This window comes from Facklamia sp. 7083-14-GEN3, from assembly GCF_024742075.1.
Lineage (GTDB): Bacteria > Bacillota > Bacilli > Lactobacillales > Aerococcaceae > Facklamia.
Map to the genome: position 1 here is coordinate 1 of NZ_JANSGD010000004.1, position 25,963 is coordinate 25,963.

23 protein-coding genes, 1 pseudogene and 1 other annotated feature are annotated in these 25,963 nt (G+C 36.6%); of the genes and pseudogenes, 2 read left to right on the forward strand and 22 right to left on the reverse strand.

Annotated elements, in window-relative coordinates:
* The first annotated feature begins 295 nt into the window (after nucleotides 1–295).
* Nucleotides 296–964, forward strand: a complete 669-nt coding sequence (locus NW240_RS08575) for a prepilin peptidase (protein ID WP_396134603.1) — start codon at nucleotides 296–298, stop codon at nucleotides 962–964.
* Nucleotides 965–1,004: 40 nt separating this feature from the next.
* Here NW240_RS08575 and rpoC read toward each other — a convergent pair whose 3' ends face one another.
* The 5 genes from rpoC to NW240_RS07515 form a co-directional block, all read right to left on the reverse strand.
* Nucleotides 1,005–4,631, reverse strand: a complete 3,627-nt coding sequence (gene rpoC / locus NW240_RS07495; RefSeq protein ID WP_258436923.1) for a DNA-directed RNA polymerase subunit beta' — start codon at nucleotides 4,629–4,631, stop codon at nucleotides 1,005–1,007.
* Between the two features lie 89 nt (nucleotides 4,632–4,720).
* Nucleotides 4,721–8,329, reverse strand: coding sequence for a DNA-directed RNA polymerase subunit beta (gene rpoB, locus NW240_RS07500; RefSeq protein ID WP_258436925.1), 3,609 nt, complete (start codon nucleotides 8,327–8,329; stop codon nucleotides 4,721–4,723).
* Between the two features lie 372 nt (nucleotides 8,330–8,701).
* Nucleotides 8,702–9,367, reverse strand: coding sequence for a TrkA family potassium uptake protein (locus tag NW240_RS07505; RefSeq protein WP_258436927.1), 666 nt, complete (start codon nucleotides 9,365–9,367; stop codon nucleotides 8,702–8,704).
* Nucleotides 9,368–9,383: 16 nt separating this feature from the next.
* Entirely contained in the window at nucleotides 9,384–10,730 is a 1,347-nt protein-coding gene (locus NW240_RS07510) for a TrkH family potassium uptake protein (RefSeq protein ID WP_258436928.1), read from the reverse strand.
* A gap of 51 nt (nucleotides 10,731–10,781) precedes the next feature.
* Nucleotides 10,782–11,396, reverse strand: coding sequence for a class I SAM-dependent methyltransferase (locus tag NW240_RS07515; protein ID WP_258436929.1), 615 nt, complete (start codon nucleotides 11,394–11,396; stop codon nucleotides 10,782–10,784).
* A gap of 147 nt (nucleotides 11,397–11,543) precedes the next feature.
* Here NW240_RS07515 and NW240_RS07520 point away from each other — a divergent pair, with 147 nt between their 5' ends.
* Nucleotides 11,544–12,170 (forward strand): thioredoxin family protein, encoded by a 627-nt coding sequence (locus NW240_RS07520; protein WP_258436930.1) that lies wholly within the window; start codon nucleotides 11,544–11,546, stop codon nucleotides 12,168–12,170.
* Nucleotides 12,171–12,222: 52 nt separating this feature from the next.
* Here NW240_RS07520 and NW240_RS07525 read toward each other — a convergent pair whose 3' ends face one another.
* The 17 genes and pseudogenes from NW240_RS07525 to NW240_RS07605 all read right to left on the reverse strand — a co-directional run bounded on the left by NW240_RS07525 (nucleotide 12,223) and on the right by NW240_RS07605 (nucleotide 25,962).
* Entirely contained in the window at nucleotides 12,223–13,335 is a 1,113-nt protein-coding gene (locus tag NW240_RS07525) for a hypothetical protein (protein WP_258436931.1), read from the reverse strand.
* A gap of 21 nt (nucleotides 13,336–13,356) precedes the next feature.
* Nucleotides 13,357–14,358, reverse strand: a complete 1,002-nt coding sequence (locus NW240_RS07530; protein ID WP_258436932.1) for a hypothetical protein — start codon at nucleotides 14,356–14,358, stop codon at nucleotides 13,357–13,359.
* Nucleotides 14,359–14,671: 313 nt separating this feature from the next.
* Nucleotides 14,672–15,046, reverse strand: a complete 375-nt coding sequence (rplL, locus tag NW240_RS07535) for a 50S ribosomal protein L7/L12 (RefSeq protein WP_258436933.1) — start codon at nucleotides 15,044–15,046, stop codon at nucleotides 14,672–14,674.
* Nucleotides 15,047–15,106: 60 nt separating this feature from the next.
* Entirely contained in the window at nucleotides 15,107–15,643 is a 537-nt protein-coding gene (gene rplJ, locus NW240_RS07540) for a 50S ribosomal protein L10 (RefSeq protein ID WP_258436934.1), read from the reverse strand.
* A gap of 38 nt (nucleotides 15,644–15,681) precedes the next feature.
* Nucleotides 15,682–15,804, reverse strand: a sequence feature (ribosomal protein L10 leader region).
* A 37-nt stretch (nucleotides 15,805–15,841) separates the two neighbouring features.
* Nucleotides 15,842–16,531 carry a 50S ribosomal protein L1 gene (rplA, locus tag NW240_RS07545; RefSeq protein WP_258436935.1) on the reverse strand — a complete coding sequence of 230 codons (690 nt, stop codon included), beginning with the start codon at nucleotides 16,529–16,531 and terminating at the stop codon, nucleotides 15,842–15,844.
* Nucleotides 16,532–16,613: 82 nt separating this feature from the next.
* Nucleotides 16,614–17,039, reverse strand: a complete 426-nt coding sequence (rplK, locus tag NW240_RS07550) for a 50S ribosomal protein L11 (RefSeq protein WP_258436936.1) — start codon at nucleotides 17,037–17,039, stop codon at nucleotides 16,614–16,616.
* 141 nt (nucleotides 17,040–17,180) lie between these two features.
* Nucleotides 17,181–18,104 carry a CPBP family intramembrane glutamic endopeptidase gene (locus NW240_RS07555; protein WP_258436937.1) on the reverse strand — a complete coding sequence of 308 codons (924 nt, stop codon included), beginning with the start codon at nucleotides 18,102–18,104 and terminating at the stop codon, nucleotides 17,181–17,183.
* Nucleotides 18,101–18,928, reverse strand: coding sequence for a hypothetical protein (locus NW240_RS07560; protein ID WP_258436938.1), 828 nt, complete (start codon nucleotides 18,926–18,928; stop codon nucleotides 18,101–18,103). Before NW240_RS07560 ends, NW240_RS07555 begins: the two co-directional genes overlap by 4 nt.
* A gap of 12 nt (nucleotides 18,929–18,940) precedes the next feature.
* Nucleotides 18,941–19,480, reverse strand: coding sequence for a transcription termination/antitermination protein NusG (nusG, locus tag NW240_RS07565; RefSeq protein ID WP_258436939.1), 540 nt, complete (start codon nucleotides 19,478–19,480; stop codon nucleotides 18,941–18,943).
* A 111-nt stretch (nucleotides 19,481–19,591) separates the two neighbouring features.
* On the reverse strand, nucleotides 19,592–19,771 hold the full coding sequence (gene secE / locus NW240_RS07570) for a preprotein translocase subunit SecE (protein WP_258436940.1): 180 nt from the start codon (nucleotides 19,769–19,771) through the stop codon (nucleotides 19,592–19,594).
* Nucleotides 19,772–19,785: 14 nt separating this feature from the next.
* Nucleotides 19,786–19,938, reverse strand: a complete 153-nt coding sequence (gene rpmG, locus NW240_RS07575; RefSeq protein WP_258436941.1) for a 50S ribosomal protein L33 — start codon at nucleotides 19,936–19,938, stop codon at nucleotides 19,786–19,788.
* A gap of 86 nt (nucleotides 19,939–20,024) precedes the next feature.
* A pseudogene (gene msrA / locus NW240_RS07580) lies at nucleotides 20,025–20,559 on the reverse strand (peptide-methionine (S)-S-oxide reductase MsrA).
* Nucleotides 20,560–20,577: 18 nt separating this feature from the next.
* On the reverse strand, nucleotides 20,578–21,948 hold the full coding sequence (locus tag NW240_RS07585) for a serine hydrolase (RefSeq protein ID WP_258436942.1): 1,371 nt from the start codon (nucleotides 21,946–21,948) through the stop codon (nucleotides 20,578–20,580).
* A gap of 287 nt (nucleotides 21,949–22,235) precedes the next feature.
* Nucleotides 22,236–23,711: an IMP dehydrogenase gene (gene guaB, locus NW240_RS07590; protein ID WP_258436944.1), complete on the reverse strand. Its 1,476-nt coding sequence runs from the start codon at nucleotides 23,709–23,711 to the stop codon at nucleotides 22,236–22,238.
* Between the two features lie 153 nt (nucleotides 23,712–23,864).
* Nucleotides 23,865–24,629 carry a DUF1129 domain-containing protein gene (locus NW240_RS07595; RefSeq protein WP_258436945.1) on the reverse strand — a complete coding sequence of 255 codons (765 nt, stop codon included), beginning with the start codon at nucleotides 24,627–24,629 and terminating at the stop codon, nucleotides 23,865–23,867.
* Nucleotides 24,630–24,640: 11 nt separating this feature from the next.
* On the reverse strand, nucleotides 24,641–25,741 hold the full coding sequence (ychF, locus tag NW240_RS07600; RefSeq protein WP_258436946.1) for a redox-regulated ATPase YchF: 1,101 nt from the start codon (nucleotides 25,739–25,741) through the stop codon (nucleotides 24,641–24,643).
* A gap of 23 nt (nucleotides 25,742–25,764) precedes the next feature.
* Entirely contained in the window at nucleotides 25,765–25,962 is a 198-nt protein-coding gene (locus NW240_RS07605) for a DUF951 domain-containing protein (protein WP_258436947.1), read from the reverse strand.
* Between the last annotated feature and the right edge of the window lies 1 nt (nucleotide 25,963).

Genomic DNA, 25,963 nt, shown 5'->3' on the forward strand with positions numbered 1-25,963 from the left:
CGGTTTTACGAATAGACCCTTACACATTTTGGTGTTTGTCTTTGTTCAGTTTTCAATGAGCTTCGCTGTCAGAAGTGACAACTTCTATATACTAGCATGGTTTGGTTTTTTTGTCAAACCTTTTTTGGAGTTTTTTCGATTTTTCTTCTGAATATCTGTTTTTTATTAAGATATTTGCTAGCAGGAATTATATTCTACTACCAAATTTTATTTGTGTCAATGATTTTTTGATTTTTTTAACACTTTTTACTTTTTTTAGTGTATTTAATAATATAATTTTTTTAAGGAGTTAGAGATGGCTTATTTTCTGTATTTTTATATTGGATCCTGTTTAGCAAGTTTTGTTTACTATCTTTCTTATTCCATTATAAACGATAGCTTTGAATGGAAGGCACGATCTTCTTGTGATCATTGTCAGCACAAACTCTACTTCTGGCAGTTGTTTCCTTTATTTTCATATTTATTATTAAAAGGACGTTGTTATTTCTGCTATCAAAAAATAAACATCACAAATTTTCATTTCGAATTAATTGGTGGACTCTTCTCTCTCTTCATTTTTTCAAATGATGGTTTTTCTTGGTTTAACACTATTTTATTACTTATCTTATTGTTTATGACATTCATGGATATACTTGATCAGTGGGTTCCTGATTCTTTACAACTTTCGTTTCTATTACTTGGGCTAATTTATAATTATTCTCATAGTATTATTCCATTTCGATATTTTCTTATTTTCTGTTTCTTTAGCTTTCTTCTTATGATAACTGAACAGTACTGGATTGGAGGCGCTGATTTAAAATTTATCTGCACCTCTCTTTTGTTTATTCATCTAGACTCTATGCCTTACTTTTTGTTTTTAGCAGCTTCATCAGGACTTCTATATTGTTATCTTTCTAATAGTAAAAAAATTCCTTTTATTCCGTTCCTGATGTTTTCCTTTATTAGTAATTATATTTTGATATAAAAAAACCCTTCAGACTACTGAAGGGTTTAAATTATTTCGTTTACTTCATTTGCTGTGGTTCTTCTGTCATCTCAGTTGGTATAGGAATAGTATCTTGAGTTGTTTGGATTTCCAGTTCCCGATAGCTATTCATTCCAGTACCCGCCGGGATTAATTTACCAATGATAACATTTTCTTTCAGACCAATTAAGTAGTCTCGGTCTCCACGAATGGCTGCATCGGTTAAGACACGAGTTGTCTCTTGGAAGGAAGCAGCTGAGATAAATGATTTTGTCTCAAGAGCAGCTTTAGTAATTCCAAGTAAGACTGGTCGAGCCGTAGCCGGTGTTTCACCACTTGTAATGGTGTCTTTATTTGCCTTAGCAAAGTCTGCGATATCCATCAGGGCCCCTGGCAAAATAGATGTAGAGGCAGGGTCCATTACACGAACTTTACGTAACATTTGACGAGCCATTACCTCAGCGTGTTTATCACCAATTTCTACCCCTTGGCCACGATAAACAGCCTGAACTTCACGCATAATGTATTTTTGAACCGTTAAGACGTCAGTAACTGCCAACAATTCTTTTGGATCAATTGATCCTTCAGTTAAAGCTTGACCACGTTCTACACGATCGCCTTCGTTGACTTTAAGACGAGCGGCATAAGCCACTTTATAGGTACGGTTATCCGTCACTCCTGTAACGGTAATTTCTTTTAGACGCTCACTTGATTTTTCTTCAATAGAGGTGACAACTCCCGCGACTTCTGTAATGGTTGCTTGTCCTTTTGGAACCCGTGCTTCAAAAATTTCTTGAATACGTGGTAAACCTTGAGTAATATCGCCACCACCAGCTACCCCTCCCGTATGGAAGGTACGCATGGTTAACTGAGTACCAGGTTCACCGATAGATTGAGCTGCAATTGTACCTACGGCTTCTCCGACTTCTACTTCTGATCCAGTCGCCAAGTTGCGTCCATAGCAGTGTTTACATACACCATGATCGGTATTACATGTAAAGACTGAACGGATAGTTACAGCTTCAATGCCCGCTTTAATGATTTCTGCAGCCTTCTCATCTGTAATCAATTCTTGAGCTTTAACAATCACTTCTCCGGTTTCCGGATGAATGACTGATTTATGGGCATAACGTCCTTGTAGACGTTCTTCCAATGATTCAATGATTGAATTACCGTCGGCAATTTCTCGGATTTCAACCCCACGGTCCGTTCCACAATCTTCTTCACGAATGATTACATCCTGAGCGACATCCACCAAACGACGTGTTAAATAACCTGAGTCAGCAGTCTTCAAGGCCGTATCGGTCATCCCTTTACGTGCCCCGTGAGTGGAGATAAACATTTCCATAACGTTTAATCCTTCTCGGAAGTTGGATGTAATTGGTAATTCGATAATTTTACCAGAAGGTGCCGCCATGTTTCCACGCATTCCGGCTAGCTGGGTAAAGTTAGAGATATTACCACGGGCACCAGAATCAGACATCATGAAGATTGGGTTTAAGCGTGGTAAGCTCTTTTGTAGATTTTTTTGAATTTGATCTTTAGCTTGTTCCCATGTACGAATAACACTTTCATAACGTTCATCCTCAGTTAAAAGACCACGTCGTCTCATTCGAGTGATTTCATCAACTTTTGAATGAGCTTTCTCTAAAATTTCCGCTTTACTATCTAAGCTTAGTACATCCGCTACCCCTACAGTAATACCTGATTGAGTAGAATATTTATAACCCAAATCTTTCATTTTATCTAACATAATTGAAGTCTGAGTAATGTGATAGTGTTTAAAGACTTCAGCGATAATATTACCAAAATCTTTTTTCTTAAATGGTGAAACAGGTTCCATCTGTTCAATCGCTTCTTTAACGTTTACACCTGGTTCTAAGAAATACTTATCAGGTGTTTTTTGAGTTAAGTTTTCATTGGATGGCTCATTTAAGTACGGGAATTCATCTGGCATGATTTCATTAAAGAATAATTTACCAATGGTTGTAACCATTAAACGTTCTTTTTGCCAATCAGTAAATGTTTTATTAGTGAAAGCCTTGGCAGGAATCGCCACACGGGTATGTAAATGTACATAACCATTTTGATAAGCGATTTCTGCTTCTGAAATGGAACTAATAATCATTCCTTCACCAACACGCCCTGGCTCTTCAATGGTTAGATAGTAATTACCAAGTACCATATCCTGTGAAGGTGTTGCCACAGGTTTTCCGTCCTTAGGACTTAGAATATTTTGTGCACCTAACATTAATAATCGGGCTTCTGCTTGAGCTTCTTCCGATAAAGGAACGTGAACCGCCATTTGGTCCCCATCAAAATCTGCATTATAAGCGTTACATACCAATGGATGTAGACGAATAGCTTTCCCTTCAATTAAAACTGGTTCAAAGGCTTGAATACCTAAACGGTGAAGAGTAGGTGCTCGGTTAAGTAATACCGGGTGCTCCTTAATGACTTCTTCAATCACTGGCCAAATCGCATCATGTTGAACTTCAATCATGCGTTTAGCATTTTTAACGTTGCTAGCTATTTCGCGTTCTACTAACTCTTTCATCACGAAAGGCTTAAATAGTTCGATGGCCATTTCTTTAGGAATACCACATTGGTACATCTTTAATGACGGACCGACAACGATAACAGAACGACCAGAGTAGTCCACACGTTTTCCTAAAAGGTTTTGACGGAAACGTCCTTGTTTTCCTTTTAACATATGGGAAAGTGATTTTAATGGACGATTACCTGGTCCCGTTACAGCGCGACCACGACGACCATTATCAATCAAGGCATCGACTGCTTCTTGTAACATCCGTTTTTCATTTTGCACGATGATATTCGGTGCTCCCAAATCTAAAAGACGCTTCAAACGATTGTTACGATTAATTACTCGACGGTAAAGATCGTTTAAGTCAGAGGTTGCAAAGCGTCCTCCTTCTAACTGAACCATCGGACGTAGATCAGGTGGGATAACTGGTAGTACATCCATAACCATCCATTCTGGTTTGTTCCCTGATTCTTGGAAAGAATCTAGAATATCTAAACGACGAATGGCTCTGGTTCTTTTTTGTCCAGTTAAAGTCTTAAGCTCTTCACGTAGCTCAGTAATCTCGGCATCTACATCGACTGCATGTAGGAGCTCTTTAATTGCTTCTGCACCCATTTTGGCATAGAAACGGTTTCCGAATTCGCGTTTTTTCTCACGATACTCTGTCTCAGTGAGTAATGACTTATATTCTAAACCTGTATCGCCTGGATCAATAACTATATATGAAGCAAAGTAAATCACTTCTTCTAATAATCTTGGACTCATGTCAAGAATCAAGCCGATACGGCTTGGAATTCCTTTAAAATACCAAACATGAGTCACAGGGGCTGCTAATTCAATATGCCCCATTCTTTCACGACGCACTTTAGCGCGAGTTACTTCGACGCCACAACGGTCACATACGCGACCTTTATAACGTACACGTTTTAACTTTCCACAGGAACATTCCCAATCTTTAGTAGGGCCAAAGATACGCTCGCAAAAGAGTCCATCTTTTTCAGGTTTTAATGTTCGATAGTTGATGGTTTCTGGTTTTTTTACTTCCCCATAAGACCATGAACGGATTTTTTCGGGGGACGCGAGACCGATTTTCATGGAATCAAATTTATTAACATCTATCAAGGGGCCGACCTCCTTCTTGATTTAAGCTGGTGTTTCCACCAATTTATGGAGTGCCTTTTCTCCAATGGCTCCAAGGCATTTAGAAATTACTAGTCTTCTGTAGTTGTATTCACACTAGTAATTGAGGCTGAACTTTCATTAGTTTCACTTGTTTGAACGACGCTCTTTTCTTCAGCAGCTTTTTGGTCTTCTTTATACTTTTCAAGCGCATTAAAGTTGATTACATCATCTTCATCGTCATCATCCAATAGTTCAATTTCTCTATCTTCAGCATCTAAGACTTTTAAGTCCAATCCTAAAGCTTGTAGTTCTTTAACTAATACACGGAAGGATTCAGGTACACCTGGTTTTGGAATGGCTTCGCCCTTAACAATTGCTTCATAAGTCTTCACGCGACCCACCACATCATCTGATTTATAGGTCAAGATTTCTTGCAAGGTATAAGCTGCACCATAGGCTTCTAAAGCCCAAACTTCCATCTCTCCAAAACGTTGTCCACCAAACTGTGCTTTACCTCCAAGAGGTTGTTGCGTAACAAGGGAGTAAGGTCCTGTTGAACGTGCATGCAATTTATCATCAACCATGTGAGCAAGTTTCAACATGTACATGACGCCAACTGAAACCTTACGGTCAAACGGTTCACCAGTACGTCCATCGTAAAGCGTTGTCTTAGCGTCTGGCTCTAGTCCGGCTTCTCTAACTGTTTCCCAAACCTCTTCTTCATTCGCCCCATCAAAAACAGGGGTGGCGAAATTAATACCTAATTGACGTCCAGCCATTCCTAAGTGTAATTCAAAGACCTGTCCGATATTCATCCGTGAAGGAACCCCTAGTGGGTTTAACATAATATCAACCGGTGTTCCATCAGGCATGAATGGCATGTCTTCTTCCGGCATAATTAAAGAGACAACCCCTTTATTTCCGTGACGTCCAGCCATTTTATCGCCGACTTGGATCTTACGTTTTTGAACAATGTATACACGAACTAATTTATTCACACCAGGTGAAAGTTCGTCACCATTTTCACGAGTGAAAATCTTAACGTCATGAACAATTCCGCCTCCACCGTGAGGAACTCTTAAGGAAGTGTCACGAACTTCACGTGCTTTTTCACCAAAAATAGCATGTAAAAGACGCTCTTCTGCAGTCAGTTCAGTCACACCTTTTGGTGTGACTTTTCCGACCAAAATGTCTCCGTCGCGAACTTCCGCACCGACCATAATAATTCCATCTTTATCTAGATACTTGAGGGCTTCCTCACTAACATTAGGAATTTCACGCGTAATTTCTTCTGGTCCTAACTTAGTATCACGAGATTCTGATTCATATTCTTCAATATGGATAGAGGTATAAACATCGTCTTTAACTAAACGTTCAGACATGATGATAGCATCCTCATAATTGTATCCATCCCAAGTCATAAAGGCTACCAATGGATTTTGACCTAAGGCCATTTCACCATTTTCCATCGAGGATCCATCGGCTAAGATTTCATTGGCATCAACTTGGTCTCCAACAACCACAATAGGACGTTGGTTATAGCAAGTTCCCGCATTTGAACGCGCAAATTTAGTTAAGCGGTATTCATCAATAGAACCATCATCCAACTGCACGCGAACACGTTCAGCATCCACATAAGTTACTCGACCTGGACGACGACAGATTAATGCCGCACCTGAGTCATGAGCAGCCTTATATTCAATTCCTGTTCCAATGATTGGAGCTTTAGGACGAATTAAAGGAACTGCTTGACGCTGCATGTTGGCTCCCATCAGAGCACGGTTGGAGTCATCGTTTTCTAAGAACGGAATCGAAGCAGTCGCTACTGCAACAACTTGTTTAGGTGAAACGTCCATAAAGTCAACAGTGTTCGTTTTAACTTCTAAGTTTTGGTCTTTATAACGAGCCATAACTGTATCATTAGCAAAAGTACCATCCTCATTTAGACGAGAGTTGGCTTGAGCAATGATGTATAAATCTTCTTCGTCTGCTGATAGATAAGCAATTTCTTCTGTAACTGTCTTATTAGCCTTATCTACTTTACGGTAAGGTGTTTCAATAAAACCATAACGGTTGATTTTTGCATAAGAAGATAAAGAGTTAATCAATCCGATGTTTGGTCCTTCTGGTGTTTCAATTGGACACATACGACCGTAGTGAGAATAGTGAACGTCGCGCACTTCATATCCAGCACGATCACGCGTTAAACCACCAGGTCCTAAGGCAGAAAGACGACGCTTATGAGTCAACTCGCCTAATGGATTGGTTTGATCCATGAATTGTGATAATTGAGATGAACCAAAGAACTCTTTAATCGCCGCAACAACTGGACGAATATTAATTAACTGCTGCGGTGTCATTGTTGAAATATCTTGTAGAGACATTCTTTCACGGACTACTCTTTCCATACGAGATAAACCAATACGGAATTGATTTTGTAACAATTCACCGACTGAACGAATACGACGGTTACCCAAATGGTCAATATCATCTGTTGAACCTACTTGTTCATTTAATAATAAATAGTAGTTCATTGAAGCGATAATATCTGCTGGAGTTAAGTTATGCACTCCTTCAAGATTAGCGTTACCGACAATATTAATTACACGGTCCGAATCAACTGGTGAGTATACCTTCACCACTTGCAGATCAATCGGTTCTCCAATAACTCCATCCGGAGAAGGTGTATAGGTATAAACATTTAATCCATTGTCTAAGTAAGGAATTAAACGTTCAATATCTCCTGCTGAAAGTTCAGTTCCTTCAGTGAAGATCACTTCTCCTGTTTCTGGATCTGCTAAAGTCTCTGCAAGGGTCATTCCTAGTAGACGGTGTTTTAGGTGTAGTTTTTTATTAATCTTATAACGTCCAACTGGCGCTAAATCATAACGTCTCGGGTCAAAGAAACGAGCCGTTAATAAATTACGTGAAGAGTCTGCTGTCTTCGGCTCACCAGGACGTAGACGCTCATAAATGTCTTTCAAGGCTTCTTCAGCACGGGAATCAGAAATGTTTTTATGAACATCCTTAGCTAATGTGTCATTTAATAAAGTAGTTTCAGATAGGATTTCAACAATCTCATCATCTTCACCAAAACCAAGTGCACGAATTAAAGCTGTAATTGGTAATTTACGTGTACGGTCAATTCTGACATAGGCAATACCTTTAGCATCCGTTTCAAATTCTAACCATGCTCCTCGGTTAGGAATAACGGTTGAAGCGAAAGTATGTCTTGATTTTTTGTCTATTTTGTCATGAAAATATACTCCTGGCGAACGAACTAATTGTGAAACAATCACACGTTCTGCTCCATTAATAATGAAAGTTCCCATATCCGTCATAATTGGGAAATCGCCAAAGAAAACTTCCTGTTCTTTTACTTCACCGGTTTCTTTGTTAACTAAGCGTAAATTAACATAGATTGGTTTAGAGTAATTGGCATCGTGGGAACGAGCTTCTTCTACTGTATATTTAGCTTCTTGAAATGAGTAATCATGGAAATAAAGTTCTAAATTTTCTGTATGATCGACGATTGGCGAGATATCTTGGAACATGGTTTTTAATCCTTCTTCTAAAAACCATTGATAGGAATCGGTTTGGATTTCAATCAAGTTTGGTAATTCCAAAACCTCATCAATTCGTGCATAACTACGACGTTCTGCTTTTTTACCATATTTCACGATATGATGCTGACTCAAACAATTCACCCCTCTTTAATATTACGTAGCGAATGGTGATTCTTCTGGGCTTGCTTTAACTATCGACTGGCAGATTACAATTCGTTAACAAATGTTACAATTTGACAACAAAGCGCCTTTTACCCGTTTTTAAGGCCAAAAAAAAGACAAAAGAATTGATTTTAATCGCCTAAGCTTCCTCAATCTTTTGTTTACTCTGCCAAAATCGCCGACCGGACAATATTTCGGTGCCATTTTGAATTCAATGTTCACGCTATGCGTTATTCAATAATACACTTATTTTTTATCAAAGTCAATACTTTCCTTTTCAAACTTTAAAATCAAAAGACCACCCACATTAAATTAGTAGGTGATCTTATAAAATACAGAATCTTATATTTCTTTTTCTAATAAGACTTTCGCATCATTGGTATTGGTTAAACCGACAAAAAGATCACTCTCTTCTATGATAAAGTTTGGATCGACATTAATATCAAAACCTTCTTCAATTCGAGACTTAATAGCAATCAAATTAATATCATAACGACTTCTAAAATTAATTTCCTCAATCGTCTTACCTATCCAATTTTTTCGAGCAGTAAATTCGACAATATGACTTTGGGCATCTAATTGAATCAAATCTAATACCGAATCATTCGTCAGTTCATTACCAATCCGAATCCCCATATCCGTTTCGGGTAAAATGACGCGGTCAACACCTAATTTTAAAAGCACTTCTTTATATTCTTCTTTTCGTGTTTTAGCGATAATCGTTGGAACTCCTAATTTTTGTAAGGATAATAAGGTTGTGATAGTATTATCAAATTTAGAAGAGGAAGCAATAATCGCCATTTGCGCTTCACCAACACCTGCTTCTTTTAATACTTCATACTTAGTAAAGTCGCCTTGTACAGCCACCTCTACTTTGCTTGCAATCCCTTCAACTAGTTCCATATCACGATCAATCACGATTACTTGCTTGTGGTTTTCTGCTAAGGTTTTGGCTAAGGAAGTTCCAAATAACCCAAGCCCTAAGACTGCTGTAATTTCTTTTTTCATGAGATTTCCTCCTTCTCTATCCTATCATCAGGTTGCCGTGTGGGTATTTAATCTTCGATGGTTTTCTTCCCATACTTGCTGACCAAAATACAGTCAGCAACCCAATTCGACCAATAAACATCATAAAAATTAAAACAGTTTTACCAATGGTAGTTAAATTAGGAGTTAGCCCCATACTCAAACCAACTGTTGAAAAACAAGAGACTACTTCTACCACTATATATTCGATTCCAAATCCTGGAGGAATGGTTTCCGTTATCAACAAAATCATTGTTACAAAGGTAATTAAGCTTAATCCTGAAATTAAAATAAAAATAGCTTTCAAAATAGCACCTTCAGGTATGGTTCGCTTAAATATAACGGATCCTTTGCGACGAATAGCCGAAGAAGAAAAAATTAATAGACTTGCCAGAGTGGTAGTTTTGATCCCACCTCCGGTGGATCCAGAGGAGGCACCTAAAAACATTAAAACAATCGTTAAGAAAATTCCGGCTGAAGATAAAGCAGTATAATCCACGTTCGAAAAGCCGGCAGTACGTGGTGTTACTGCTAGAAAGAGATAGTTTATAAGTCTAATAAAGAAGGGCTGGTCTTTAAATAAAGGAGTAGACTGTTCAGTTAAGGCAAATAATACTGTTCCTAATAGGAGTAAAATAGCTGTTGTAGTCAAAACTATTTTAGTATGCCACAATAGATTACGATTGCGGTAAAAAGTCAGCAAATCTCGCCAAACAATGAAACCTAACCCACCAATGATGATTAATCCAATACAAGTTAAGAGAACCAATGGATTATCTTGAAAACCAATCATTGAGTCCCCCAACAAATCAAAACCGGCATTACAAAAAGCGGATACACTATGAAAGATGGCATAATAAGTCCCTTTTAACCAACCGAAACGTGGAATAAAATCAATTCCTAATAAAGCTGCCCCTATAATTTGCACTACCAAAGAGAATTGAATGATATAGCTCAAAAGATTTCTGACTTCAGAAATATCGGAAATATTTAAAGATTCAAGCAAGACTTTATGTAGTCTTAAATTAATTTGCTTGCCCATATAGATAAAGACGGTGACCCATAAAGTCATGAATCCTAGACCACCAATTTCAATTAAAATTAAAATAATCGTTCGCCCAAAATAATTCCAATGCTCAGTGGTGTTGACAGTCACATTACCAGTCACGCAAACTGCAGATACAGCTGTAAACCAAGCATCAATGAGCTTGGTCCATTCACCCGATTGACTGGCAAATGGAGTAGCTAATAATATACCACCAACAAAAGAAATCACGACAAACATCAGAACGATATATATAGGAGCCGAAATCTGAGTAACATAATCTTTAACTTTACCAAACAACTAACCGCTTCCCCTCTAATCTCTAATTTCTTTTAAAACAACTTACTATACTTAAAGCGGCTTGATCGATTGTAAAATCCAATAGCCTTTAGAACGATCGATTTCATTAACATTATTAAAAGTTTCTTCCATAAATTTTTTCATGCTAGGTGCACCTTGTTTTTTCTGGATAACCACCCATAACTTCCCTTCTTCTTTGAGTGCTTGATAAGCTTGAGTCACAAACTTTTGAATAACAGCTTTGCCTGCTCGAATAGGTGGATTAGTTAAAACATAATCGTAAACTGGTTTGAAATTATGAATAACAACGTCTGCTTGTATCAAATCCAGATTAGTCACCTGATTCAGCCGCATATTCTCTTTAGCTAACCCAAGTGCTCGCTCATTTACTTCCATTCCTACTACTTGAAGTGACTGCAATTGATCAGCAATAGCAATCGAGATAGGTCCATAACCTGCCCCTAATTCTAATAATTGGCCGGAATTTATGCTTTGATTATGTTTTATAAAGTTTTCTATCAATAAGCGTGACCCAAAATCCACTTTTCCTTTAGAAAAAACTCCTGAATCTGTGGCAAATTGATAGTTTTTACTAGACAGAAAAGCTTCTATATAACGTTCATTATGATCGCTTTGTGGTTGGTGACTATAATAATGGTCAGACATAAATACACCCCTAACTTGAGTAGATCTCATATATCTTAACATTATTGCAAAAAAAGTGATATAATTTATGTGTTATTATACATAAGATATTAAAAATATAGCTATACGATTTAAGTCACTATTAAGCATTAGGAAAGGAAATTTTCTATGAAGTTATTAAATAAAAAAATAATTCTACTTTTATCGACTAGCTTCTTATTAACCGCTTGTCAATTGAATAATTCTAAAGCAGATAATCAAGAAAATCCAGCCACAAATCAAAATGTTAATATTAGAAAAAATGATTACGTTAGAGAAGATGGCCAAGTTTCTTTTAAAGATGGCCTTACTCTTTTAAATTTAGATAAAAAAATGAAAGAGAAAGTCTATAAAGACTTAGACCAGATTGTAAAATATACGGGTAAAACAACTATCAATCCTTTAAAGATGTCTAACCTCTCTAAAATTGCAAAACAAAGTGATTATGAAGCAATTATTGAGGACTCAAAGCAGAATAAGCAATTAATATATGTAGGTTTTGATGTATGCCCATTTTGTCGTGTTTTTCTACCAAAGTTAAATCAACTCGCTAAGGAAATGAACCTAGATTACCACTATTATAATATAAATGAACGTGTGGAAGATGATAATTTCCTTGATGTTGTCGATAATTTCTTCAAAATTTCCACAGTTCCTCAACTACTTATTGTTAATGATGGTAAAGTAGACAGTAAATTAGAAAATACTGATTCCATGGCTGACTTAGAAAAATTTCTTTTACAATTCGACAAATAATATCATGAGAAAAGCCCTCAATATTGAGGGCTTTTATTAGTTAACACATCATTTAATTTTCTGTAGTTGTTTCTTCTTGTTCTTCAAGACCATTTTCCATATCTTGGTTCGATGCTTCTTGTTCTTTTTCAAGAGGAGTCATTGTCACTTCTTTTTCTGTATCAGATATTACTTCTTCAGAGAATGAAAACTCACCAGGGAAAGCCTCTTCAACAGCCATTTGAATTTCGTCGATAAACTCACCTGTTAATTCATCAGCTTTAACAATATATTGATATTCCTCACGATCTGCCTCATATTGAACTTCAAATGTATCTTCATCGTAAGTTACCGCTTGCGTTTCAGTACCTGGTCGAATACCTAATATAATATCAAATCTATCATCAATTTTAATCATTTCTCCAGCAACAAAAAGATCTGGATAAATCAGTAATTGCTTCTCTAAATATTCTTCAGCTTCTTCTTCTGTTTCAAATTCACTTGAAATATAGAATAAGATATAGCGGCCTTCTTCTTCAACATCTTTTGCATAGTTCACTCGAACAAAAATAAAATCTTCATCGACAATTTCTTTTTCTGCAATAAAGCGGTCTTTTGTCGCTTCATCTTCTTCAATCATTTGAATGAAATCATCGGCTTCTGACTCGTCCTTAAAGACATTGGCATTGAAAGTAATAAATTCTCCTTCGAATAAGTCAATCTCTTCTTCTACTTCCGCTTCTTCCACTTCAACAGTAGTTTCCGGTATTTCAATCACTTCAAAATCTTCTGGTCGATTTGAAGGCTGCGGACGACTTGGAATATAAGGCTGAGTCGGTATAGGATTTGGAGTAGGTTGTGGTTGAGGCTGGCTAACAACCGTCGTTACAGTCGTTTCTACAGTTTGAATAGTTGTTTCTTGAGTACTTTCAATTGTAGTATTGGCAACAGTTGTTTCTTTACTTTCACCCTCAACACCATCATTGTTAGGCTTAGTTGTTGTTTCACTAGTAGGTTGGCTAGGTGCGGTCGAAGATTCCTGTGGAGCAGGTTGATTTCCTTCATTGGCAGGTGGAATTTGCTCAGTGTCCGGATTATCATCTGCGGTATCCTGAGCAAAAATTGGACCTACAAATCCAACTGTCAATACTGAAACTGCTAAGAGATTAATAAATTTATTCTTCATTCTAATTTCTTCCTTTCATATTTAGCGACGGAACCCAAAAATAATCAAGACAATTCCTAAAAGTAACAAAACAACCGCGGCTCCTATAGTAACGATAGAAACGTTATCTTCAGAAATTCCTAGATTTATTAGTTTTTCTTTTATCTTTGTCTGAGTCAGATAATAATCAATATTGGTCTTTATTTGAGTGAATAAATCATTTACCAAAGGTAGAGCCTCTTCACTATTTTGTATGTTTGTTTGACCATCTGATAATGGTAATTGACTAAGCGTCACTATTACCTTTCCATCTTTATCTTCACTTTCAAAATTAAATTCTCCTGGGAAACGCTCTTCAATAGCTTGACGATATGGATCGTAATCATTAAATTCCAATTCATACCGGTATGGTTGCCTTTGATCATAATAGTAAATTTCCTGTTTTTCTGTATCTATCCCAAAACTATTTGTATTTACATTAACTCTTAATCCAAATGCCAAGTCATAACCATCATTTTGTTGGGTAATTTCACCCTTTTTAAATAGGTCTGGGTAATATAACAAATTCTTCTCCAAGACATCTATAGCTTTATCTTTATCTGAAATATTTACAGGGAAGTACAGAACAATTAATTGTCCTTCTTCCGTAGCTTTCTCATGATATCTAGCAGATAGTAGAAAACGATTGCTTTCAGAAACATCTTCTATAATTACCTGACTATTGAGATTTGAATCATTTTTAATATATTCTGTAAAATTTTCTAAAGACTGTTTATCTTCAAATTCATTTAAAGGATATATTACTATATCTGTTTCGAATAAACCTTGGTCTTCTGAGGGGTCAGAAATTTCTTGGGAATCTTCTTCACTTTTTGCACCTTCGTCAATTTCAACAGAATCATCCACTTTTTTTAGATCTGATGGAAGAGCTGGTCTTGGTATAAAGGGATCTGATACAGCTCTAATTGACGAAACTGAAGAAAAGGATAGACTAATGGTTATTCCTATAAAGAAACAATAAAAAAAGTTTTTTATCTTTTGCATAAATCGAACTCCTCTATATTTAATAACTCTATTATAACAGTTTTTTTTTGTGCAAAACTAAACATTCTATTACTTAGTCTTATTTTTTCGGAGAATTAAAAAAATTCTAGCACAGATTTATTATTTCTTTTCTTCCCTAATAGTTAAGAGCAACATAAATATTTGATAGAGTTGCTTTAGAAATAAATTAAGATTTTAAAAATGTTTTCCCTTCGATCTCACTTTTTCCCGATGGCGAAGTACTTATACTTAATATCATTAAAAAAACCTGATCAGGAAATCTGACCAGGTTAATATGAATGGGATAGAGAAATTATTTAACTTCTACAGATCCGCCAACTTCTTCAATTTTAGCTTTCAATTCTTCAGCTTCTTCTTTAGAAACGCCTTCTTTGATTGCTTTAGGAGCGTTGTCTACTAATTCTTTAGCTTCTTTCAAGCCTAAGCCAGTAGCTTCACGAACCACTTTGATTACTTTAATTTTAGCGTCGCCAGCTGAATTTAATACAACGTCAAATTCAGTTTGCTCTGCAGCAGCTTCGCCGCCAGCAGCAGGTCCTGCCGCAACTGCTACAGGAGCTGCAGCAGATACGCCGAATTCTTCTTCAATTGCTTTTACTAAGTCGTTTAATTCTACAACTGTTGCTGATTTGATATCTTCAATAATTTGTTCAATATTTAATGCCATTTTGGTTTCCTCCAAATATTTTTTTTAGTTTATCTTTTTCTTATGCGACGAGTAATTGATTTAGGCAGCACCTTTTTTGTCGATTACACCATTTAAAGCGTAAACCATTTGTTGTGCTGGGTTTGCTTGAGAAAGGACAGATGCCACATTGCGCATTGGTGCTTGTAACACTGATAGTAACATTGAAAGTAATTCTTCGCGACCAGGCATTTTTGCAACTTGTTCAATCATTTCTTTGGTAGCTGCTTGACCTTCAACAATTCCTCCACGAATTTCAAGGGTTTCATTGTCTTTAGCAAAGTTTGCTGAGATTTTAGCTGGGTTTACGACGTCATCTGAGAAGACGATCGCTGAAGGACCCTTGAATAAATCTTCAGGAACTTCAATACCTGCTTTTTCAGCTGCACGACGAAGCATTGTGTTTTTCACAACCTTCATTTGCACGCCTGCATCACGCAATTGTTTACGATAGTCTGTTACTTCTTCAACCGTTAAGCCAAGATAGTCCACTACAACGATTGTTGCAGAGTTTTTCATATCTTCAGCAATCATTTCAACTTCTTGAGCTTTTGCATTTAATACTGCTTCTTTAACCATGTTTCTTCTTTCACCTCCATCAATTAGGTATAGAGATTTTTTAAAATAAAAAATCTCTATGTCACCTAGACATAGAGATAGCTTCCTGTTTAACGGGAACTTCCTCGGTAAGAAATTAAGGCAAAGCCACTTACTGTCTTAGGTCGTTTAAAATACTTATTCATCATAGAGATAAATAAAATATTTGTCAATATGAAATTATAAACTTTCGACGTTGATCTTGATTCCAGGTCCGAAAGTAGTAGCTAAAGCTAAGTTTGTAATATATACACCTTTAGCTGTAGCTGGCTTCACACGCATAATTTGTTCATGAAGTGCTTTGAAGTTTTCCACTAATTTCTCATCTTCAAAAGAAACTTTACCAATCGGAACGTTTACAATACCCGCTTTATCTGCACGGTAAGTTACTTGTCCAGCCTTGATATCGTTAACAGCCTTAGTTACATCCATTGTAACGGTACCTGTTTTAGGGTTTGGCATTAAGCCTTTAGGTCCTAAGACACGTCCTAAACGTCCAACTTGTCCCATCATATCTGGAGTTGCTACCATTACATCGAAGTCTAACCAACCACCGTTGATTTTGTTAATTAAGTCTTCTTCACCAACAAAGTCTGCTCCTGCAGCTTCTGCTTCAGCAGCTTTTTCACCTTTAGCAATAACTACCACTGTTTGTGTTTTACCCGTTCCATGTGGTAATACCATTGCGCCACGGATTTGTTGGTCTGCTTTTTTAACATCGATATTTAAATTGTAAGATACTTCAACAGAGGCATCAAATTTTGCAAAATCAATTTCTTTTGCTAATGCGACTGCTTCAGTTACATCATATTTCTTTGTACGGTCAACTTTTTCTCTTGCCGCTACATAGTTTTTGCTTTTCTTAGCCATTTATTTTTCCTCCTATATTTGTGGTTATTCGGGGTTTCCCTCCCACACCCGATAGAAACGGGGCGAGAAGCTACCTTGGCGCTTAGTCTTCGACTGTGATTCCCATTGAACGGGCAGTTCCTTCAACCATACGCATAGCAGCTTCTACATCGGCTGCATTTAAGTCTGCCTTTTTAATTTCTGCGATTTCACGGACTTGGTCACGTGTAACCTTTCCGACTTTGTTCTTGTTAGGTTCACCTGAAGCCTTTTTCAAGCCAGCAGCTTTTTTTAATAAGATTGGAGCTGGTGGTGTTTTTGTAATAAAGGTAAATGAACGGTCTTCATAAACATCAATAACAACTGGAATAATCATTCCTTGTTGATCTTGAGTACGTGCGTTAAATTCCTTAGTAAAGGACATGATGTTAACGCCGGCTTGACCTAACGCTGGACCTACTGGCGGAGCTGGGCTCGCTTGACCTGCAGGGATTTGTAATTTTACTTGAGTGACAACTTTTTTAGCCACGAATATTCCTCCTTATGTCAATTTTCGTGATGTGGTAATTGGAGCTTATGTCTTTTTAGACTGGCTCCTCCCACCCAATGCATGTTCGAATACATGCATTGAAATATTATAACGGAAGCCAAATGAGATTGCAAGAAGTTTTTAGATAACTTTTAATTCTTTAGGTCGTTTACTGATTAAGTAAATACAAGCAATTATCAAAATAATTGTAACCACAAGGCCACCCTCAAAGCCAAAATCTCCACCATTGATCAAACTAGCTTCAGCTTTGGATTCCGTTATTAATAGTGTGCCCGGTAATACCAATCCACTTACTTGTACACCAAAGACTACACCCATAATAAAATTCCAAAAGGAATGAGCAGCTCCTGTTAACCACATATTATCTGTGATATAGAATAATAATGAAAAGAAGATGCCGGCTAAAGCAATATTAACTAAAGCTAAGACTGTAATCCCTGGATTGGCATAATGTAATAAGCTAAAGAAGATAGAATTTATCAAAATGGCAAGAGGAACTCCCCAAGCTGCTGCTAGACCATTCATCAAGTAACCCCTCAATAGTATTTCTTCAGACATTCCTTGGACCATAAAGCCGATTAATAAGAGGATAAACGCTAGCCCATCGGCTTGAGGATTAATTTGGACAGTAATCGTCCCCATCAAAAGATTGGCTAAAAAAGTAATGATCATTAAAGCGGCAGCAATTACGATGCCTAACCCATATTTTTTTAGGAAATTGTCTTTATAAAAAGCAAAAGAATTTAGTTTGCGTCCTTGCAACCATTTAGCTAAAAGGAGCGTAGCAATAATAGTAGTAATCGTTAAAAATAATTCTGAATAGACCATTATTGGCTCGTTCAACAGTGCCTGTTCTACATCTTCGGTTGAAAGGGAATCACCAAATTTCATATAGATTAATGGACCAATTAGAAAGAGCGAGATTATTAAAGCAAGTAGTAAACCTAAAAAATTTATGAGCGCAGTAAAACCAATCACCCTTAATGGTCTTTTGCCTGCTTGTTTCTGCGTCAACTGCATGGATTGATTTAAAGGCCAGTTCATAATTTTCCTCCTATATTAAATGAATTAAAAGACTTCTGATTTATTTGATAGCGTAGATAACGTATATATACGGCTAATGTAAGAATAAATAACACCGCAATCACAAGGTAAAAGAAGTTATGTCTTAAGACAAAGGATGAGCTGGGATAATGATGATAGAGTAGCCCTAATTGAAAGATTAAAACAGCCGGCATAATTGCTTGGTTACCGTAACGCGCATATAAGTAGGCACTAACAGTTGCTATCGCAAAAAGTAAAAGACAAGCAAGTGATAGCATCCATCCATTATGACTGTTTAAACCTTTACTCACCAAATAGCTATAAAAGATATAGACGGTCATACTTATCAACCAACCAGTATGAAGACCGATGGGCAGTTTTAAAAGCCAATTGGGCTCATTCAAAGAACTTTTATATGAGATTAATTTCATAAAAGAAATAATCTGTCTCAAATATAACATCATAAGAACGAAGGTAAATAAATATAATTTTTGCGACCATAATAAAAGATAAATTGCATGATAAAAATATAACTCAACTAATTTGGGAGCCGCTAATAGTTGATAACTCTGATTGTATCTTTCAAAACCTTGCCTCACTTGTCCAATAAATACTGCAAGTGCCTCCCATAAAAGAATAATTATCCAAAGATAAAAAGTGAACTTTGCAGGGAGTAAGACATGAGGAACTTCTTCTACGACTTGGTTTAAGCTGACGGATTCTACAAAACTAGTGCTAAAAATCCACTGTAAGCATAAAACCAAGAAATAACTGATCATTGTTGTGCGAAGATAAAGAACTCGATGTTCTGATTTTTGTTTCATTGAATGACCTGATTAATGGTTATCTTTACGAACTTGCATAAAATCTAACTCAGCTACTGTTTCACGACCAAACATTTCGATAACTACCTTAAGTTTTTGGTTCTCTTCACTGATTTCTTCAATTTCACCGGTCATTCCCGAAAAAGCGCCATCGATTATTTCTACTAAATCGCCTACTTCAACTTCTAATTTAACTTTCTGAATAGGTTTATCACCTAAGATGGCCTCCATTTCCTCTGGCAAGAGAGGTGCTGGCTTAGATCCCGCACCATGTGAACCTACAAATCCAGTGACACCCGGCGTATTACGAACGATAAACCACGACTCATCTGACATCACCATTTCAACTAATACATAACCTGGGAAGGTTTTTTGTACCTTTGTTTTTTTCTCTCCGTCTTGCATTTCAGTTACTTCTTCTTCAGGTACCACCACATTGAAGATAAAGTCTTCCATATTCATACTTTCTGCTCGCATCATGATATTTTCTTTTACTTTATTCTCATAACCAGAGTATGTATGTAAAACGTACCATTCCTTATTAGCTTCCATTTTTTAATCTCCTTTAATTAATTTCTTGTAAAATAAAAAACCTACAAGGATGTAGGTTTTATTTGTATTCTATTATAACACGCCTAAGCAGATAATAAATATTTTTTATAATTATGCGCCTAGACTAACTAACCAATCGATGAAATTTCCAAATACAAAATCTGTTAAAGCAAAGTAAAGACCAAAGAAAATAATCATCATAATTACTGTCCAAGTAAATTTATTCACTTGCTTAGCTGTAGGCCAAGTCACTTTTTTCATTTCTTGGGCAATGCCTTTAATGTAACTCATTGTTTTCCTCTTTTCTATTTGGTTTCTCTATGAATCGTGTGTTTATTACAATTCTTGCAGAATTTCTTAATTTCTAATCGAGTGGTTTGGCCTGCTTGAGTTGGTATCATTTGATAATTACGGTTTCCACATTCACTACAAGCTAATGATGCTTTCTTTTGAGCCATTTTCCCACCTCCGAATTTTGTTAGAATCATTAAGAATGATAAATAGAATTCTTTTAAATGTCAAGCTTAGCTTAGAAATTGCTATCTTAGTTCAATTTATCTTTAACCGCTTCAACAAATTTTTTACGACCGGAACCACGGTAAAAATTTTGATAATGATCCGGTTCTTTGCGGTGGAAGTCTTGGTGATAGTCTTCAGCGGGGTAAAAGGTTTGAGCTGGACTGATTGGTACAACAATCGGTTTTTTAAAAATTTTCGACGCTTCAAGTTCTGCTTTTGATTGCTCAGCTTCTTCTTTTTTTTGCTTGTGTAGTATAAAAAATTTCTGGTCGATAAGAAGATCCACGATCGCCAAACTGTCCATCTTTATCAGTTGGATCAACTGATGACCAATAAATTTTTAAAAGTTCTTGATAGGCTATTTTGCTGGGATCGTAATCGATTTGAACAGCTTCTGCATGGCCTGTTTTTCCTGAGCATACTTCTTCATAAGTAGGATTCACAGCGTCTCCGCCAGTATAACCAGAAATCACAGAGAAAACACCATCTCTTTCATCAAAAGGATGAACCATGCACCAAAAACATCCCCCTGCAAAAATCGCTGTTTCTTTGTTTTCCATAATTTCTACCTCCTTTAATTAATTGAATAAATCTGTAAAAAATTTTCGAACAGCATTCCAAGCATTATCCCCAGTGTTTTGAATACTGCGCCATGTTTTTTCTAAAGCATTCGCCTCTTCGATATCTTCTACTACTTTTACTGACACATAATTTCCTCTACCAGACCTTAGAATAGGTAGGCGGTAATCGGCTATATCGACTTGCATCTGCCCTACCACCGTACCAGCTTTAACAGGCGCTTTAACTTGATAATCATTGACAGATTGATTAGCCGTAAATTGATAGACCAAACGAGGGGCGGTATCAATGATTGGTACCACTAATTTTAAGTTTGATCCATACATTAATTTTAACGTATTCGCCTTACCATTTTCCACTTTAATGGAATCTAAATGAGTGGCTAATGAATTTTCTTTAATAACTGTTTCAATTCGATAAATATTTTGAGCTCTTTCAATCAATTCTTTACTGAATTGATAAAGTTTTTCATTTTCGCCGACTCCTAACAACACCACAATTAAACGTAAACCATCTTTTTCTGTGGTAGCAATTAGATTGTAGCCATCTTCTTCAGTTTTACTAGCACTTAATCCATCGACATTCTTCATTGCATAGAGAGAGTCGGAATTCTCAATTAACAAATTGGGGTTGGTCATTTCAAACGCATCGCTCGTACCCTCTTGAAAAAGCTTTTGATAAATCTGACTGCTTTTCAAGTAATCAGGGTATTCATTAACGAGATGATAGGCAATAGTCGCAACAGTTTGAGCAGTCATTTGATTAGTATGCCCTTGATTAATACTTTCAGAATCACCCACTTGGTAGCGATCACTGACTCCAGTCACATTTATTAAAGCAAAATCTTCTTCTCCCCACTCATTTAATTGTTCTTCCATTAGCTTAAGTGTCTTTGCTTCGGATCCGGTTAATTCCTCAGCTAAGGCTAATGCCGCTCCTCTAGAAGCATTTAAACTAACAGCTTCTATTAAATCTTTTAAAGAATAAGAAAGGTCTTGTCTTAAAGGAACATTCGGCAAATCATAATCCTGACTTAAAGCATAAGCTTCATCCGATATCCAAACTTCTTGAGCGCTAGCTAACTGACCTCTATCAATAGCTTGATAAATCAAATATAGTAAAAGTAATTGGCTAAAAGAACCTACTTCAACTAATTGATCCGCTTCATGAGTATAAAGAATTTGACCATTGAGACCATCAACAATATAAGCACCCTTTGTTTCTTCAAAAACAGGCATCGAATTCACCAAATTTTCAGGTACACTGTTTTCAATTGAAGTATCACTATCTTGAAAGGATGTTTGATTATTAGGAATCGAATCCGTCGATGTAGTTACAGCATAGACATCGATTGATAGAAAACTATTCATAATTAATCCAAAGACAAGTATCTTTTTAATACCTTTTATAAGCAATGTTACGTTCAACTCCTCACTCTTTAAGCTCACTTAAAAATCACTTTTTCTATTATACCCAACTGAATAAAAAAAGGTAGTTTTCATATTTCTATTATAATAAGCTTTCCTAATTTCGATACAGAGTTGTTCAATTGTTAACAGCTCTTAATTTTACTTGTCTATTTTAAGTAAAAAATAATAGAAGTTAACAAAAAATTACCAAAGCCTATTCTAATAGGCTTTGGTAATTTAGTTTATCTTTATCTTGAATAGTTTGGTGCTTCCTTAGTGATATTAATGTCATGTGGATGAGATTCAATTAATCCTGCTCCAGACATCCTGACGAATTGAGCTTCCTCACGTAGTTCTTTAAGATTGGCTGAACCGGTATATCCCATACCAGATCTTAAACCTCCAACCATTTGGAAGATAACATCTTCAACGGCCCCTTTATAGGCAACACGTCCTTCAATACCTTCAGGAACCATTTTGTTGGCTTCTGATTTTGATTGGAAGTAACGATCACTTGATCCTGAGCGCATAGCTGCTAAAGAGCCCATTCCACGATAAGATTTATATTTTCTACCTTGATAGATTTCCATTTCACCTGGTGATTCATCTGTTCCTGCTAACATAGAGCCGAGCATAGCCGCATGACCACCCGCTGCAAGAGCTTTAACAATATCACCTGAATACTTAATTCCACCGTCAGCAATAATGGTTTTACCAAATTCTTTTGCTGCTGAGGCACATTCATAAATAGCAGTTAATTGAGGAACTCCTACTCCGGCTACTACACGAGTTGTACAAATTGATCCAGGTCCGATACCCACTTTTACAACATCGACACCAATTTCAAACAAAGCGCGAGTCGCTTCAGCTGTTGCTACGTTCCCAGCAATAATGGTTACATTTGGGTAAGCTTCTCTGATTTCTTTCACTTTACGAATAACACCTTCAGAATGGCCATGAGCTGTATCAATAACAATCGCATCAACTTGTTCTTTAATTAAAGCCTCTGCTCTTTCAAAAGTATCATTAGTGATTCCAATAGCTGCCGCTACTAATAATCGACCATGTTGGTCTTTAGCAGCTTGAGGATATTGGATTACTTTTTCAATATCTTTTATAGTAATTAAGCCAGAAAGACGGCCTTCGTCATCTACTAATGGTAATTTCTCAATACGATTTTGGTAAAGTATCTTTTCGGCTTCCTCTAAAGAAGTGCCAATAGCTGCTGTTACCAAGTTTTCTTGAGTCATGTGGGATCCAATTTTATCTTGATAATTTTCAATAAAGCGCATATCCCGATTAGTAATAATACCTACAAGTGTTAAGTCGTCTTCACTTTTCACAATTGGAACACCTGATATACGGTATTGACTCATTAAATCTTCTGCTTCTTGCAGTAAATTTTCAGGAGTTAAATAGAATGGGTCCAAGATAACACCATTTTCCGAACGTTTTACTTTTCGTACTTCGTTTGCTTGATCTTCAATGGACATATTCTTATGGACAACACCTAAGCCTCCCTGTCTAGCCATAGCAATCGCCATATTCCCATCTGTTACGGTATCCATACTGGCTGATAAAATGGGAATATTTAGTTTCAAATTAGGGGCTAATTGAACTGATAAATCGACATCATTTGGTAATACCTCGCTATGAGCTGGAACTAACAAGACATCATCAAATGTATAACCTTCACGCGCAAATTTTGTTTCCCAAGATGACATTATTTTCCTCCTATTGTTTTTTTGATTCTCTGTAAGAGATTCGAAGATAATTTCCAACTAATTTAACATGTTAATTAGAATGAAACAAGTTTTTGGCATATGTTAAATTATGAGAAGTATTTAATGTTCGTCTTTCCAGCTAACGTTATTCTGTTAAAAGAGGCCACCAACTATTTTCCATTTTCTCTTTAAATAATAGCGTAAGGCCAAAGTAATCACACCCAATATGATATAGCCTATAGGTGGTAAAATTGGATTGATGACAGCTGGTATAAAGGCTTGACTTAACATAATTAATCCTATCCAAGCCATCATCGCAATTGTTGATACCATGAAGTAGCGCCCGTAGCCTTTCTGTCCTTTAGGAGCATCCAAGTCTGGTAAAACTTTTGCTGTTCGCATCATTGCATATCCTCCGATAGCATAATTGAGAATAACTGTTAAAATACCCATATAAAAATTATCTTGAACATTTGAACTTCCGGTTAAACCAAATACACCCGTTATTAAAGTGAAAATCGCTCCCAACATTAACCCTCCATCAACGGCTATTTGCCAGTCCGGTGACTTCTCTTTTTGTTCTTTCTCTTTTACTGCTTTACTGATAATTATCTGACTGGTTTCGCTTGGTGTTCCGTATATATGTTTAGCAGTATGACCATCTTTTTGTCCTTCTAGAAGAGTGTCTACCATTTCTAAATATACTGCTTGAAAGCTTGCTTGTGATATTTGTTCTGCTCGTAAATAGCGATCGATATCCAGCATAAACTTCAGATTACGTTTAGTTAACTGGTCCACCTTTATTTGTGGGACTCCAGTTAATATCGTGCTTAATTGACTTTCATCCACCACTTGATTGTCGTTTTGTCTGATGTCTGAAACTTCTTCTACTACTTTCTCTTCTTGTTGATCTTTCATTAAGTTTCCTCCTATACATTAAAGCGGAAAAGCATGATGTCCCCATCTTTAACTATATACTCTTTACCTTCTGAGCGATAGAGACCTTTTTCTTTTACTGCTTGCTCAGAACCATATTTGACTAAATCATCATACGCCATAGTCTCTGCTCGAATAAAACCACGTTCAAAATCTGAGTGAATCACACCGGCTGCTTGTGGTGCCTTCATTCCTACTTTAAAAGTCCAAGCTCGAACTTCTTTTTCGCCGGCTGTAAAGTAAGTCCCTAAACCAAGAAGTTTGTAAACGGATTGAATTAAGCGGTCAAGTCCTGAAGTTTTTAAACCGTAATCTTCTAAAAAACTGATTTTTTCTTCATCATCAAGTTCTGCAATCTCTTCTTCTAATCGAGCGGAAACAGGAACAACTTCTGCCCCCTGTTGGTCAGCTAATTCACGAACTTTTGCTAAGAATGGGTTGCCTTCTGGATCACTCACTTCCTCTTCACCTATATTGGCAACATAAAGCATTTTCTTACGTGTTAACAAGAATAAGTTATTGACGTAAGGTAATTGCTCATCATAAAACTCCACACTATTAGCTAATTGGTTATGTTCCAAAGCATCTTTTAATTTTAGAAGTACTTCGTGCTCAGCAATAGCCTCTTTGTCTTTAGTACGTGCTAACTTTTCTACCTTAGTAATTCTTTTTTCAATGGTTTCTAAATCTGCCAAGATTAATTCTAGGTTAATTGTTTCAATGTCTTCAATCGGATCCACTTTACCTGAAACGTGAGTAATATTAGAGTCTTCAAAACAACGAACAACGTGACAAATGGCATCCACTTGACGGATATTGGCTAAGAATTTGTTTCCCAGTCCTTCGCCTTTACTCGCTCCTTTTACAATCCCTGCGATGTCGGTGAATTCAATTGTAGTTGGGATTGTTTTTTTAGGTTTGACAAGACGAGTAATCTCTGTCAAACGCTCATCAGGGACTTCCACAACCCCTACGTTAGGATCAATAGTAGCAAAAGGATAGTTTGCTGCTTCTACTCCCGCTTTAGTAATTGCATTAAATAAAGTTGATTTCCCCACATTTGGTAGTCCCACAATTCCTGCTGTTAATGCCATAATCTCACTCTCTTTCTATCGGTTTACTTTTGATGTTTTTCAATAATTTTTTTCATTTTCTTTTCAAAGTCACGGCGTGTCATGGTTACAATATGCTGACATTTTTCACAACGTATGCGAATATCCATACCCATACGAACAATTTGCCAACGATTGGTTTGACAAGCGTGTGGCTTTTTCATTTCTACAATATCGAACTTGTCATAAGCTTTTGGATCCATT